13 protein-coding genes are annotated in these 14,189 nt (G+C 62.4%); 9 read left to right on the top strand and 4 right to left on the bottom strand.

Translation table 11 applies throughout. The annotated features are described in order from the left end of the window. Position 1 precedes the first annotated feature (1 nt). The gene (locus IVB40_RS23275) at positions 2-460 is read left to right on the top strand and encodes a potassium channel family protein (RefSeq protein WP_247816446.1); all 459 of its coding nucleotides are present in this window, start codon (positions 2-4) and stop codon (positions 458-460) included. Here IVB40_RS23275 and IVB40_RS23270 read toward each other — a convergent pair. Further along, a complete protein-coding gene (locus tag IVB40_RS23270; protein WP_247816445.1) occupies positions 438-1,121 on the bottom strand; it encodes a helix-turn-helix domain-containing protein in 684 nt (227 codons plus the stop codon). The genes IVB40_RS23275 and IVB40_RS23270 overlap by 23 nt on opposite strands. 318 nt (positions 1,122-1,439) lie before the next feature. Here IVB40_RS23270 and IVB40_RS23265 point away from each other — a divergent pair, with 318 nt between their 5' ends. Further along, on the top strand, positions 1,440-2,063 hold the full coding sequence (locus tag IVB40_RS23265) for a response regulator (RefSeq protein WP_027569338.1): 624 nt from the start codon (positions 1,440-1,442) through the stop codon (positions 2,061-2,063). Between the two features lie 197 nt (positions 2,064-2,260). Continuing rightward, complete coding sequence (locus IVB40_RS23260) at positions 2,261-2,635, top strand: response regulator (RefSeq protein WP_247819582.1); 375 nt, start codon at positions 2,261-2,263, stop codon at positions 2,633-2,635. Positions 2,636-2,647: 12 nt separating this feature from the next. Here IVB40_RS23260 and IVB40_RS23255 read toward each other — a convergent pair whose 3' ends face one another. Genes IVB40_RS23255 through IVB40_RS23245 form a run of 3 tightly spaced genes read right to left on the bottom strand, consistent with a single transcriptional unit; the run spans position 2,648 to position 5,870 of the window. Then, on the bottom strand, positions 2,648-3,259 hold the full coding sequence (locus IVB40_RS23255; protein ID WP_247816444.1) for an invasion associated locus B family protein: 612 nt from the start codon (positions 3,257-3,259) through the stop codon (positions 2,648-2,650). A 29-nt stretch (positions 3,260-3,288) separates the two neighbouring features. After that, positions 3,289-4,164 (bottom strand): dienelactone hydrolase family protein, encoded by an 876-nt coding sequence (locus tag IVB40_RS23250; RefSeq protein WP_247282425.1) that lies wholly within the window; start codon positions 4,162-4,164, stop codon positions 3,289-3,291. Between the two features lie 17 nt (positions 4,165-4,181). Then, the gene (locus IVB40_RS23245; protein WP_027569342.1) at positions 4,182-5,870 is read right to left on the bottom strand and encodes a transporter; all 1,689 of its coding nucleotides are present in this window, start codon (positions 5,868-5,870) and stop codon (positions 4,182-4,184) included. 130 nt (positions 5,871-6,000) lie between these two features. On the opposite strand from IVB40_RS23245, the gene IVB40_RS23240 reads away from it, so the two are divergent. From IVB40_RS23240 to IVB40_RS23215, 6 genes are all read left to right on the top strand, one after another. After that, entirely contained in the window at positions 6,001-6,675 is a 675-nt protein-coding gene (locus IVB40_RS23240) for a YoaK family protein (RefSeq protein ID WP_027569343.1), read from the top strand. Next, positions 6,672-8,381, top strand: a complete 1,710-nt coding sequence (locus tag IVB40_RS23235; protein WP_027569344.1) for a SulP family inorganic anion transporter — start codon at positions 6,672-6,674, stop codon at positions 8,379-8,381. The genes IVB40_RS23240 and IVB40_RS23235 overlap by 4 nt, the downstream gene beginning before the upstream one ends. 204 nt (positions 8,382-8,585) lie before the next feature. Then, positions 8,586-11,339, top strand: coding sequence for a decarboxylase (locus IVB40_RS23230; RefSeq protein WP_247816443.1), 2,754 nt, complete (start codon positions 8,586-8,588; stop codon positions 11,337-11,339). A 14-nt stretch (positions 11,340-11,353) separates the two neighbouring features. Then, on the top strand, positions 11,354-13,054 hold the full coding sequence (locus IVB40_RS23225) for a transporter (RefSeq protein ID WP_027569346.1): 1,701 nt from the start codon (positions 11,354-11,356) through the stop codon (positions 13,052-13,054). A gap of 31 nt (positions 13,055-13,085) precedes the next feature. Continuing rightward, the gene (locus tag IVB40_RS23220) at positions 13,086-13,523 is read left to right on the top strand and encodes a hypothetical protein (RefSeq protein ID WP_027569347.1); all 438 of its coding nucleotides are present in this window, start codon (positions 13,086-13,088) and stop codon (positions 13,521-13,523) included. Positions 13,524-13,700: 177 nt separating this feature from the next. Next, entirely contained in the window at positions 13,701-14,153 is a 453-nt protein-coding gene (locus IVB40_RS23215) for a hypothetical protein (RefSeq protein WP_247467997.1), read from the top strand. Positions 14,154-14,189 lie beyond the last annotated feature (36 nt).

The raw sequence follows: 14,189 nt of genomic DNA, 5'->3' as shown, positions 1-14,189 counted from the left end.
AATGGCGGTCCAGTTCCTGCTCGGTACCTTGATCAGCGTGATCAACATCATGATTCACGCGCTGGTGACCGTTGCGGCCATCGACATCGCCCGTACTGCCGGATTGAAGCACACGGGGCGGCCCCGGTCCCACCTGATGGCCGTGATGGTCACCACTGCCGTCATTTTGATGGTTGCGCACACTGTCGAGGTTCTCATTTGGGCGCTCGCCTATGCGACGGTCGGCGCGGCGCCTTCGGGGAGCGATCTGCTATATTTCACCTTCGTGAACTACACCACGCTCGGCTATGGGGACATCACGCCCGCCGCGGGGTGGCGGCTGACGGGACCCATGACAGCGATGAACGGCATCCTGATGTTTGGTTGGTCAACCGCAGTTCTTTTCGAGGTGCTGCGCAAGACGGTGGAGCATCTTGCGGCGATCGCGGCGCCCCAGTCTAATTCTGGAGATCGAGGCTAGCGAGCTTCAGCCTGTCCAGCAGCACGATCTGGCGCTGGGTATTTCCGATGAAGCCGAGGATACCGAGCTCATGCAACCGCGAAAGTGCCCGGGATACGGTTTCCAGCGTTAATCCGAGATAGTCAGCGATATCGCGCCGCGACATCGGCAGCGCCATGATCCCGGCGGCCGTCAGCCGCTTGTCCATCTCGATCAGGAAGGCTGCGACCCGCTCCAGCGACGTCTTGCGGCCGAGCAGCAGCATATGGTCTTCCGCATGCTGAAGGTTGGTCGTGGTCATGCTCAGCAGGTTACGAGCCACCACGGCGTCGTCCTGCGCAACCAGTTCGAGGCTTTGGCGCCTAACCAGGCGAACCGTGGTGTCGACGATCGCTTCGGTCGTGAATCGGTGCACGCCCCCGTTCTCGAGCCCAAAGATGTCACCCGCAAGATGAAATGCGCCGATTTGGCGTCGGCCGTCCGACAGGAGCTTGTAGCTCCGCACAGCACCCTTCTTCACCTGATAGACGTACTCCGCGGCCTCCTTTTCGCCGTAGACTTCCGAGCCCTTCTTATAGGTAAATTCGTTTAAACTGATGATTGGATTTGACTCGGTGTTTAGCCCGAGCTCCCGGAGCGAATGAAGCGGCGAAGAGGCGTCGGCAGCGGTGCGAACGAACATGGCCAACTCCCGAACTGATGGTGGCGCGATATTTCCATGGCCGGGAGTAAGGAGCCGCCGAAAATCCGCTTCCCGCGAGGGTTGTTTAGGTCATAAGTGGGGTTTTCAACCATTGTCTGTAGGTGCATTGTACCAAGGTACAGGTAGGGTTCGACGCGCTGGATTGAGAACCCGTCAGAGTGTCTGTCAGATGGTGCGGCAATATGCCGAAAACGGACGCTCCGTTCGCGGTTGTGGCATCCCAATCGGGCTGCTTTGCTCAGGCATTAACGGCACGTCTGGTTTCTGCATTTGAAGTACCCGTCGAGGGAGAAAAACTTGCCCGGCTTCGTTTATGTCGTGGACGACGACGCATCCTTCCGGATGGCGATCCAGCGTCGACTCAAACTGGCCGGGTATGAAGTTGTGACCTACGCGTCCGCGCAGCAGCTACTGGATGATCCGCCAGGGTCCAGCCATCCGGGATGTATCTTGCTTGATGTGCAGCTTCCGGGCCTGAGCGGGCCGGAGTTGCAAACCTCGCTCCTCCAATGCCAGTCGCCGCTGCCCATCGTCTTCCTGACCGGACATGCCGATACCGCGACGACGGTCCGTGCGATCAAGGCCGGCGCGGAGGATTTTCTGACCAAGCCGGTATCGTCAGAACAGTTGATCGATGCGATTGAGCGCGCGATGGCTCAACAGGAGGCGGTGCGCAGCCAACAGAGCAAGCTCGATTCGCTGCGTTCTCGCTTGACGTCTTTGTCGCGGCGTGAACGACAGGTGTTCGACCTGATCGTACGCGGTAAAATCAACAAGCAGATCGCCTATGAGCTTGGAACGACCGAACGTACGGTGAAAGCGCACCGCCACCAAGTGATGACAAAGATGCAGGTACTGTCGTTTGCCGAACTGGTGTCCGCTGCCGAGCGGCTCGGTCTTCTGGATTCGGAAAAGGCGTAGTGCGGGCCTATTTTCGTGCGCTTCGTCAGGTCTGCGGTGAGACCTGTACGATGGGACAATATGAAATGTTATTGACATAGTTCGGCCTGGACCGCCTACATACTGGCATCGTTAGCCGTCAGATCAGCGCAGGAACCTTTGCCGGGTAACGTCGTTACGACGCGAGTGCCAGGTTTCGAATGAGAAAGACGGACCCATTGTTTGCACGTAAGCCGATTTACGTCGTGGATGATGATTTATCAATGCGCCGAAGCTTGGAGCGGTTGCTTCGAAAGCATGGCTTTGATGCGGTTGCTTTTGATTCCGCCGCCGCGCTGCTTCGTTATGGCTGCATCGACGAGGCGTGCTGCATCGTTCTGGATATCAATCTGAACGGAGAGTCGGGCATCTCACTCCGCCGCAGGCTCGCTAGCGAGGGTGCCACGACCCCCATCATCTACATTACCGGCAACGACTGCCAGGCGAATCAAGTGGCCGCGATTCAGTCCGGGTGCGCCGCCTATCTGGCCAAGCCCTTCGCGGCAAGCGCACTCATCGACTCCATTGAACGCGCCTGCGCCAGGCATAGCTGATCTCGCCGTTGCTCACTCCTCGATATCCTGCTCCAGCGTCTGAGCGGGCGGGCCATTGTGAGCTGCGGCGAATTGCGCCAGCGGCAACGATGTCGTCAGAGACAGAAGATTGGAATCGGTGACCTCGAGCACCAGCGCCTTGCCGGCTTCCATGTCCTTGACGAACTTGGGATCGGCGGCGTCGGCGGCGATACAGGCATTGCTCAGGCACCAGGTGTAGGGCAACGACTGGGAATGTCCCTGATCGACGGTCAGCTTGGCAGGCCGTTGCAGATACATCCCGACGGGGACAAACACTTGTAGCCGAGCAGTGGGGTCGGCGTCACGCTCGATCAGGTCCACGCGCACCGCCATCTGGCCCGTTGCGAACTTGCCGGTGATCGAGGTCCGGCACAGCATCGGCGCACCGCCGGGCTTGACGCAAAGCTTCCGCCAGTCGCCATAGGTGATGTCTCTGGCTTCGCGCTGTCCGCGAGGCGCGAGTTCGGTGGGTTTTGCCTCGCGCGCATGCTGTTGCGCTGCAGCATTCTGGGACGAAGCGGGTGCGGCAATAGCCGTTGCGAACAAAAGCAACAGATGGGCTCGCGTAGGCCTACGTCGCGGCTTGAGAGCAGGGTTGATCATATTGCGCCTCCAGGCGTCGGCGTCTGCGGCTACTTTTGCGCATTGAGGAATTTTTCGACCAGTGGTGACCACGTCGCGATCGTGTCGGGCGAGCCGATGAAGAAATGCCCTTCGTTGCCAAAGGGCGGCATCAGATGATATTCGGCCCTGCCGCCGGCAGCGGTAAAGGCGTCATGCATGCGCTTCGACAAGGCCGGACCGAAAAACGTGTCGTTCTCGATATAGAACCACAGCATTGGCACCCGCGAGGTTCGGCCGAAATCGGCAGTTGCTTCGACCAGCTTGTCCGGTGCGCAATTGTTGTTGGGTTTGCCGTCGACGCGCCCGCCGCGTCCTGCGGCGAATGTGATGATTGCCTTCACCTGCGGTGGGTTTGCGCTCGAGAGCGCAATGGACGCCCAGCCGCCCGCGGACTGTCCGACGACGACCACGTCCATCGGCAGAACGCGTTTCTCGGCCACCATGTAGTCGATGATCCAGAGATCGACCTGCGCCACCGCACGCCCGGCGTCGTGGAAGTTCGGATTGGTGCAGTTTCCGACCTTGGAGAAGAACGGTCCATAGAGACCGTGCTCGGGAATATCGATCGCGGCTGCGCCGTAGCCGGTGCCGACTGGTGCCACCACGAGGTAGCCGCGCTTGGCAAACCACTTGGCGGCGTCGCGGAACTCCACCAGCGGGAAGAAGCTGCGATCGACGGCCTTGAGCGACACGCCGTGGTTCATGATCGCCAGCGGGAAGGGGCCGTCGCCGACGGGCCGCACGACATAGGCGAACATCGGCAGCGGTAGCGGCAGGGCCCACATCTCTTCCTGGATCCGGACATTGTCGTCGGCGCGTACAGGGGCAAGAAAGCAGGCCGAAATGCTCAATGCCGCCGCCAGGTAGGTCACTGTTGACCGCAAATTCACGCGCGCCTCCTTCAACCGGCGAAAGTGCTGGCCACGATGATCGGTCCAAGCACGGTCAGCACAACATTGCCGACAGCGTAAGGCACGGCGACGCCGAGCACGGGCGTCTGGCTTTCTGCAACTTCGCAGGCGCCGGTAACGGCGGCGTCGACGGTCATGGCGCCGGCCAGCGCGCCGCAGATGATGACCGGGTTCATGCGGAGCACGCGATGGGCAAACAGGGTCGTCACGATCAGCGGCACCAGCGTGACCACCAGGCCCATGCCGACCAGCAGCATGCCTTGCGACTGGATCGCGACCCAGGCTGCGTGGCCGTTGCCGAGCCCGATCGCCGCGATGAAGCCGCCAAGGCCGAGATCGCTCAGCGTCTGCTGCGCTGCGGGCGGCATTGCGCCCATTGTCGGCCGCCGCGAGCGTAGCCAGCCGCAGAAGAGCCCCGCAATCAGGGCGCCGCCGCCACCTCCCAACGTCAGGGGCACCGACCCGATCTTTACGCTTGCGAGACCGGCGAGCAGACCCACGGCGATGCCTGCGGCAAGGAATGCAATGTCGGTGCGATCTTCGGAGCGCAGAATCTGTCCTACATGCGAGGCGGCGCGCTCGATGTTGCGGGTGCTGCCGACCAGCGTCATGACGTCACCGACATAGACGCGGGTGTCCGCGCTCAAGGGGACTTCACGTCCCATTCGCGTCAACGTTCGGAGGAACACGCCTCGTGCGGCATCGCCGACACGATCGGCCACGTCCTTGACGGAGCGGCCATGGAGCTTGCGATTGTCGACAAGGACGTCGATCACGTTGCCCGGAAGCGCCTTCAGGATCTCATCGGCGTCGATTTCTGTGCCAACAATCGGTTTCGCGGCGACAATGGCGGCGGTGCGTCCCGCAATGACGATGTCGTCGCTCACTTGAAGGACGGTGTCGCGATGCGGCTCGACATCGGCGCCCTGGCGCACGATCCGCTCGATCACGCTGCGGCTGCCGATCTCGTCTTCGACGGCGCCGACGGTCCGTCCCGCCGCTGCCGACACCCGGTACGCGCGCGCCTGGAATTTTCGATAATGCAGATTCTCATTTTGTTGCGGGTTGCCACCCGAAAGCTCCGCCTCGAGCTTTGCAGCTTCCGCTTTCAGATCGATCCCCATCAATTTCGGCGCGACAAACGGCACGTACAGGAGCGTGAGGATATAGCCGAGCACGTAGGTGACGGCGTAGCCGGCGGCGATATTGGCGTCCTGCTGCTGCAGCACCTCTTTGGCCAGTCCAAGCTGGGCTAGCGCGCCAGATGCGGTGCCGATGACCGACGACTGTGTCAGAGCTCCCGCTGCAAGACCGGAGGCGGTGCCGGGACCGAGCGCGAACACATGGGCAAATACGAGAACGATGATGAGGCCGGTACCACCAAGCACGAGCGCGAGCGCGACCTGAGCCAGGGTCCGGATGCTCAGCGAGGCAAAGAACTCGGGTCCGGACCGGTAGCCGATCGTGAACACGAACAGGCTGAAGAGAATGACCCTGAGCAGGGAAGGAAACGTGAAGGTGCCGAGCTGCCCGATCAGGACGGCAACGATGAGCGTGCACGCCGTGGTGCCGATCGAAAAGCCGCGGATCCGGACGCGGCCAAGAATGGTCCCGAGCGCGACTGACAGCAGCAGGAAGATTTCCGGAGCGGCGGAGATGATCCATCTGACCGTGCTCATGGTGCAGGCCCTCCAGCCATTTGCGCCAATCTGGTTGGCGATACCCGGCGATGCTTGATCCAGATCAACCCTCGCGATCGGCCAGACGCTCCCTATTCAAGCGCAGGATTTCAGAACCCGACGTTGGGACATGAGCACGATGGATGCCACCGCTGCTTCGTCGATACGCCGCGACGAAACGCTGCCAGTCGCGCTGTTGCTGGCCTTCACCGGTGGCTACCTCGACGCCTATACGTGGATCATCCACGGCGTCATGGCTAACGCCCAGACGGCCAATCTCGTCCTGCTGTGGGTTTATGGCTCGGTCGGCGACTGGACGAAGGCGCTCCACTTCGTCCCACCGATCCTTGCGTTCGCGGTCGGTATTGTCGCCGCGTCATGGCTGCGTCGGGCGGCGCGCGAGCGCGCCAGTGCCATCAGCACGCTGCTCGAGATTCTCCTGCTCGTCATCATCGCAGTCCTGCACAATCGCTTGCCGGATCTCGCGGGAACGCTTGGGATTTCGTTCGTCGCCGCCGTACAGAGCGCCGTTTTCACGAGGGTTGAGGGCGTGCTCTACAGCTCCGTCATGATCACGGGCAACATGCGGCAAGCGATTGAAGGCATGTTCGCTGTGGCCTCCCGGAATGGCTCGCTACGGCCGCCAGGCATTTTTGCTGTCTTGTGCATCACGTTCGGCCTTGGCGCCGCTCTTGGCGCCTTCGCGACCAAGCAGATCCCGGACCTGGCGCTCGGTGTCCCCGTGATCGCGCTCCTGGTTGTGCTGTTGCGTTGCGAAAGTCCGGACGACGAGGCCAGCCCATGACCTCATCGGACCGTAGATCGCGCCGGCCCTTCCTGTTTCCGCCCGCGGCTTGGCTGGCGGGGTATCACAGTGCCTGGCTGCGTTCGGACGCGATCGCCGGAATCACCCTCGCGGCTTATGCGATCCCCGTGTCACTGGCCTATGCCACGCTGGCGGGCCTGCCGCCCCAGATCGGAATCTACGGCTACATGCTCGGCGGCATCGGCTATGCGCTGCTCGGGTCGTCGCGCCAGCTTGCGGTCGGTCCGACCTCGGCGATCTCGCTGATGATTGCGGCGACGGTTGGGACATTGTCCGGCGGAGACGCGGCGAAATACGCCGAGATCGCAAGCCTGGCCGCATGCGCGGTGGCGCTGCTGTGCCTGATCGCATGGTTGTTCAAGCTCAGCGTTCTCGTCCGCCTGGTGAGCGACAGTATCCTGGTCGGCTTCAAGGCCGGCGCGGGACTTACCATCATGATGAGCCAGTTGCCGAGCCTGTTCGGCGTCGCCGGAGGCGGTCACAATTTTTTCGATCGCGCCATCAAGCTCGCCGGTCAGCTCGGCGGCATCAATTGGCTGGTTCTGGCGATCGGAGCCCTCGCGCTCTTGTTCCTGTTGGTGGGAGAACGGCGGCTGCCCGGAAGGCCGGTCGGGCTCACGATCATGGCGTTGTCGATTGTGGTGGCGACATTGCTTGGCCTTCCGTCCCTTGGCGTGCCGGTCACCGGGAAAATCCCAGAGGGATTGCCGGCTATCGGGTTGCCGAGTTTTGGCCTGTTGGAGCCCGACGAGCTCTTCCCGCTGGCTGCGGGATGCGTGCTCCTGGCCTATATCGAAGGCGTCTCCGCCGCCCGCAGCTTTGCTGCCAAACACGGCTATGCGCTCGATGTCCGGCAGGAGTTTTTGGGGCTGGGCGCGGCGAACCTCGTTACCGCCTTCGGCCACGGCTATCCCGTGGCCGGCGGGCTGTCGCAATCCGCGGTCAACGACAATGCCGGAGCGCGCACGCCGCTGGCCCTGGTGATCTGCTCGGTGACGCTTGCGCTATGCCTGCTGTTCTTCACGGGGTTGTTGACGAACCTGCCCAAGGCAGTGCTTGCGGCGATCGTCTTTGCCGCCGTCTACAGGCTGGTGGACATCCGCGCGCTGTTGCGGATGTGGCAAGTCAGCCGCATCGACTTTCATGCCGCGGCGATTGCGCTGCTGGCCGTGTTGCTCCTGGGGATATTGCAAGGCGTCCTGCTGGCGGCCATTGCGTCGATCGTTCTGCTGCTGGCGCGGGCCTCGCGTCCGAATGTCGCGTTCCTCGGCCGGCTCCCCGGTACTGGCCGTTACTCCGACAATGCGAGGCACGATGGCGTCGAGCCATTGGTCGGCATCATCGCGTTTCGACCCGAAGCCTCGCTGCTTTACATCAATGCTGAAACGATCCTGGAAACAGTGTTAGGCACCTTGCCGCTATCGGTCGGCGTCAGGCTGGTTGTCTGCGATCTGTCGGCGTCACCCTACATCGATCTGGCCGGCGCGCGCATGTTGCATGATCTCTATGACGAACTCGCCTCCCGAAATATCACCTTCCGCATCGTCGGCGCGCACGCGCAATTGCGCGATCTGCTGCGGGCTGAGGGGCTGGCGGAAAAGACCGACAGCGGGGCGTGGCTTCGTTCGGTCGACAGCGTGCTCGGGGAAAGCATGACTGGACAATCATCTGATCCCAATCCATAGGATCCGCCCGACTTATTGGCCAGTCGGCTCTGATGCGATCTCGCCATCGTCCTCGATCCGTCATGCGGCAGCGCTTTGGACGATGTCGCACCGGAAATTACTCCAGGCCTCTTCAAGATGCTCGACCCTTGACTTGGATCAATAGACCGAGGTGAGCGGGCACCACGATCCTAGCCGTGACATCGCAAAGATCCGGAGAAAGACATGTCCAAGGACGCCAAGGCTGCAGAAAAGCGCATCGATCAGTTCATTTCCGGGCCCGGCGGCCGGGCGGACGACTGGCGCGATCTGGTCGAAGCAGCCAAAGCATGGGCGCGCGCCGGCGATCGCGCCAGGTACGATGCGGCACTGGCCGATCTCTCCGTCATTGAAGAGTTTCACGGGTATCCCGGGCTACAACTGATGGCCGCTTTGCGCGAAGCGGCTTCGGCCGGGGATGCGGCGGGTTCACTTGGTCTTGCGACGCGGATTACGCAGGCCCTGATGACAAGATCCTTCCGCCAACATGCCGGCGATTGGGATCCCAAGGACGACGGCAGTGGCGACGCACCCGAACTCGTGTCCTCGACTTTCGGCTCACATGCAGCCCGGCGACCCTATTTCGAAACGTTGGTCGTCACCGGCATCTCCTCCGAGAAGTGGCCGGCTCTCGCTGCCGAATGGCGCAAGTTGCGCCGTCCGGTCGATTCTTTCGCCTATGAGCCGGTGATCGTCGGCAGCCTCGAAGACGCCTTCTGCGCGACAATGCTCAACCCCAATATCGCCGCCGTCGTCATCAACGAAGGTTTCGGCCTGCGCTCGCGTCACGACGCGCCGATACTCCGCACCATGACCGCCGCCGCCGGCATCAATGACGAGGCGGACGCGTCCGCGCTCCGGCTCGCGCACGTCATCAAGCGGGTCCGTCCCGAGCTCGACATCTATCTGATGTCGAATCGCGACGTGGAGGCAATGGCGGGGAACCCCGAAGCCAATGTGGTCCGGCGGATATTCTACTCCATCGAGGAGCTCCTCGAGCTCCATCTCTCCATCCTCGAAGGGATCCAGGACCGCTTCGATACGCCATTCTTCGACAATCTCAAGAAATACGCGCAACGCCCGATCGGCACGTTCCACGCGCTGCCGATCGCTCGCGGCAAGTCTGTCTTCAGGTCGGACTGGATCCGCGATATGGGCGAGTTCTACGGCTTGAACCTGTTCCTGGCCGAAAGCAGCGCGACCACCGGCGGCCTCGACAGCCTGCTGGAGCCGACCGGCACCATCAAGAAAGCACAGGACAAGGCGGCGCGAGCGCTCGGCGCCGATCGCGTGTTCTTCGTGACCAACGGCACCTCGACTTCAAACAAGATGGCAGTGCAGGCGCTGCTTGGGCCGGGCGACATCGCGATCGTCGATCGCAACTGTCACAAGTCGCACCACTACGGCATGGTGCTGGCCGGCGCCCAGCCGATTTATGTCGAAGCGTTCCCGATGACGGAGTATTCGATGTACGGCGCGGTGCCGCTGAAGACCATCAAGCAGGCGCTGTTGAACGCGAGGGCCGACGGCAGGCTGGACCGCGTCAAGATGCTCGACCTGACCAACTGCACCTTCGACGGCCACATCTACAACACCCGACGGGTGATGGAGGAGTGTCTCGCGATCAAGCCGGATTTGATCTTCCTGTGGGACGAAGCCTGGTTCGGCTTCGCGCGCTTCTCGCCGTTCCTGCGGCGACGGACCGCGATGGGCGCCGCCAACGAGATCGAGGCCTGGATGCACGACCCGAAATCGGTCGCGGCTTACGAGAAGCAGCAGGCCGAGCTCGGCAAGACTCCGTCGGACGAGGTACTGCTCAAGACCCGACTGGTTCCCGATCCGCGGCAGATCCGCTTGCGCGTCTACCAGACCAACTCGACCCATAAGTCGATGTCGGCGATCCGTCAGGGCTCGATGCTGTCGGTCAAGGACGTCGAATTCCACACCGTCGAGCAGCAATTCAAGGAGGCGGTGTTCACGCACGCGTCGACCAGCCCGAACCAGCAGCTCATCGCCAGCCTCGACGTCTCGCGTCGCCAGATGGAGCTCGAGGGCTACGGCCTGGTGGCCAACGCGATCGAAATCGCGTTCGCGATCCGCAGGGCGGTCAACGGCAATCCGCTGATCTCGAAATACTTCCGGATTCTCGGCGCGGACGCGATGGTGCCGGCGCAATATCGCCAGAGCGGCTTCACCGACTATCTCGCAACAGGCATGAACTGGGCGAGCATCCTGAAGAGCCTGGACGACGACGAGTTCTGCCTCGATCCGACCCGCATGACCTTGGTGTGCGGCACCGCCGGCTACGACGGCACGCAGTTCAAGGGCATCCTTGCCAATGATTACAATATCCAGATCAACAAGACGTCGCGCAATTCGGTGCTATTCCAGTCCAACATCAACAACACCCGTAGCGATGTTGCGCATCTGGTGAGGGTGCTGGCCGAGATCGCGGGCGAGGTCGACCGCGGGCTGGTTCAGGGCGGTGCCAATGCGAAGAAGACCTTCGAGGCGCGGGTCAAGAGTCTGATGACCGATGTGCCCGACCTGCCGAACTTCTCGCAGTTTCACGACAGTTTCCGTGGCGATGCCGGCACCAAGACCAACGAGGGCGACATCCGCAGCGGCTTCTACTCGGCCTATGACGCAGCGGGATGCGAATATATCCGGCTCGGCGATTCCGAGATCGACCGTCGCCTCAAGGCCGGGCCGGACCTCGTCTCCGCGAGTTTCGTGATCCCGTATCCGCCTGGCTTCCCGATCATGGTGCCGGGGCAGGTCATCACCCAGGAAACCATCGACTTCATGCGCAAGCTCGATGTGAAGGAAATCCACGGCTACGACGCCAAGGAAGGGCTGAAGCTCGTACGCGCCGAAGCCCTGGCAAAGATCGGTCGGCCCAAGCCCGGCGCCGCGCCGAAGCTGAAGGCCGCATCATAATAAAGGGGACGGACATGCAAGGGTTTTTCACGTTCTTGCAGCAGAACCCGTTTCTGTTGCTGTTCTTCGTCGTCGGGCTCGCCGTCTGGATCGGCCGGGCCAGCATCAAGGGGTACGGCCTCGGCATGGTTGCCGGCGCCATCGTAGTGGGCGCAGCCCTTTCGGTCTGGGCCTCGACCTACGGCGTGAAGCTTGAGCTCAACACCTTCGCCAAGAGCCTCTTCTACTATCTGTTCATGTATGGCGTCGGCCTGCGCGTGGGGCCGTCCTTCATCAACAGCCTGAAGGGCGATGGGTTGAAATTCTGTATCCTTGCCCTGGTGTCGAGCGTCCTTGGTCTGGCGCTTGTCGTCATCTGCTCAAAACTCTTCGCGCTGCCGATCGGGGCTGCCGGCGGCATGCTGGCGGGGTCGCAGACCATGTCGGCCGCGATCGGTTCGGCCGAGCAAGCCATCACCTCCGGTGTCGTGAAGCTTCCTGACGGCATGAAGGCCGAGGACGCGTCGGGCATGATCGCGCTGTCCTACGGCATCACCTACATCTGGGGCACGGTCGGCATCATCTTGATCTGCAAGTACCTGCCGCGCTGGTGGGGCGTCGACGCCAAGGCGGCTGCCAGGCAGTACGAGCAGGAGTTCGGCGTCAAGGATCTCGAAGGCGGCGGCCTGACGGGTTACCGGCAGTTCGGCCTGCGCGCCTACCGGCTCGAAAACCCGGCCCAGGTCGGCATGAGCATCGCCAAATTCCGTGTGATGAATCCCGAATACCGCATCGTCAACGTGGCGCGCGGCGGAGAGCCGCAGGGCGCCGATCCCGAATTCGTCCTGCAAAAGGGCGACGTCGTCGCGCTCGGCGGCTCGACCGAACATCTGACCGACAAGATGGGCCTGATCGGTCCCGAGGTTGCCGACGCCAAGGCGCTCGGCATTCCCATGGATCAGGCGGACATCCTCGTCACCAACAAGGAGATGGCCGGACGGACCTTTGAATCCTTCCGCGATACGGCCATCGCGGGCCAGCTGCAGGTCACCAAGGTGGAACGTGGCGGCGTACAGATCCCTGCGGGTCTCAAGACTGAGTTGCAGCGGATGGACATCGTCTCGGTGGTCGGCATCAAGTCGGCAGTCAGCGAGCTCGGTGAGATGTGGGGACGTATTGCGCGGACCAACACCTCAACCGACTTGTTGACGCTTGCCTCAGGCATGATCATCGGCTTCCTGATCGGGATGATCGAATTTCCAGCCTTCGGCGCCAAGATCGGCCTCGGCAATGCCGGTGGATTGTTGCTGTCCGGCGTGATCGTCTCGTCGCTGGTCTCGCGGCTCCGCTTCTTCGGCAATACGCCGAACGCGGCGCGCAACGTGCTGGAGGATCTCGGCCTCGTGGTCTTCGTCGCCATCGTCGGTATCAATGCCGGCGCCGGACTGTTGGCGCAACTCACGGGCGCGGTTGCCTTGAAGATCTTCGTCGCCGGCTTCATTGCCTGCACGATCCCGCCGTTCATCGTCTGGGCAATCGGCTATCACGTGTTCAAAATTAATCCGGCCGTGTTGATGGGCGGCGTTGCCGGTGCGCGGTCGCACTCCGGTCCGTGCCGCGAAGCCGCGGTGGAAATCCAGAGCTCCGTGCCCTGGATCGGATTCCCGGTCGGCTACGCGGTGTCCGGCATTCTGCTCACCGTGTTCGGCTACTTCGCGATGATCCTGGCTCAATAGCTCGGCGTCACAACCAGAGGAAATAAAACTCATGAGAAAAGTCGCTATCTATGCCGCCCTGGTCGCCTCGCTGGCAGGCGTCGCCGGCTTCAGCACGCCCTCGCGGGCAGAGACCGGTCAGGTGGCCGTTGTCTTCACCAAGGGCGGTTTCATCGTTGGTGTCGGTGGCGGCGAGGGCGTTCTGCTGCTCCGGGGCCACAAATATCCCTTCACCGTCTCGGGCATGAGCGTCGGCTTCACGATCGGCGCCTCGACCACCAAGCTGGTCGGCCGCGCCCTCAACCTGAGGGGGCCGGAGTCGATCGAAGGCTCCTATGCTGTGGGCGGGGCGGGCGGTGCCATCGCCGCCGGCGCAGGTGCCGTTCAGCTGCAAAACGGCAACGGCGTGATTCTGCAGCTCAGCGGACCGAAGGTCGGAGCCGAGCTGTCAGCTGCGGTGGGGGGCGTGACGATAAGTTTGAAGCGCTAGAGCGGCAGTCGGGCCGCTTTGGCGGTCGCGGCGTTCAAGCCAGAATGGCGGCTGCTTCTCTCAGGCACGTAAGTCAGGGAAGCGGCCGCAGATCAGCGCCAGGTTCGGGTGCCAACCGCGTTTCGCGAGGCATCGTCGAAAAGCGGATCACGGCACCCATACCGAGGAGGACATGCCATGCTTCGTTATCTCCTAGCTCTTGCTGCGACCTTCGTTCTTCTCACGGCCACGCTCATTCCTGATGACGCCTATGCCCGCCGCGGAGGCGGTGGCGGCTATCGCGGAGGTGGAGGGGGCATGCGCGCCGGAGGTTTCCATGGCGGCGCCGTTCACGCCGGTCGGATCCATGGCGGAGGCGGACGCCATTACGCAGGAGGTCCGCGGCCAAGCCATCCGATCGCCGGTCGTCCGGGTCGCCCCGGTTACCCTGTTGCGGGCCGTCCCGGCCGTCCGATCGCAGGTTATCCTGGAGGCTATCCGCGATATGGCTATCGAGGCGCGGCTTACGGTGCTGCTGCCGTCGGTGCGGCCGCCGCCGGCGCCTATGGATACTACAACAACAACTACAACAACGGTTGTTATCAGGACACGTACGGCAACTGGGTCTGTCCCAATCAGTACCCGTATTGAAAGAATGCGTTGCTGACGGGCCCAGCGAAGTCCGTC

Origin of the sequence: Bradyrhizobium sp. 40, assembly GCF_023100925.1 — a bacterium.
GTDB lineage: Bacteria > Pseudomonadota > Alphaproteobacteria > Rhizobiales > Xanthobacteraceae > Bradyrhizobium.
This window is presented reverse-complemented; position numbering and strand designations above follow the sequence as displayed.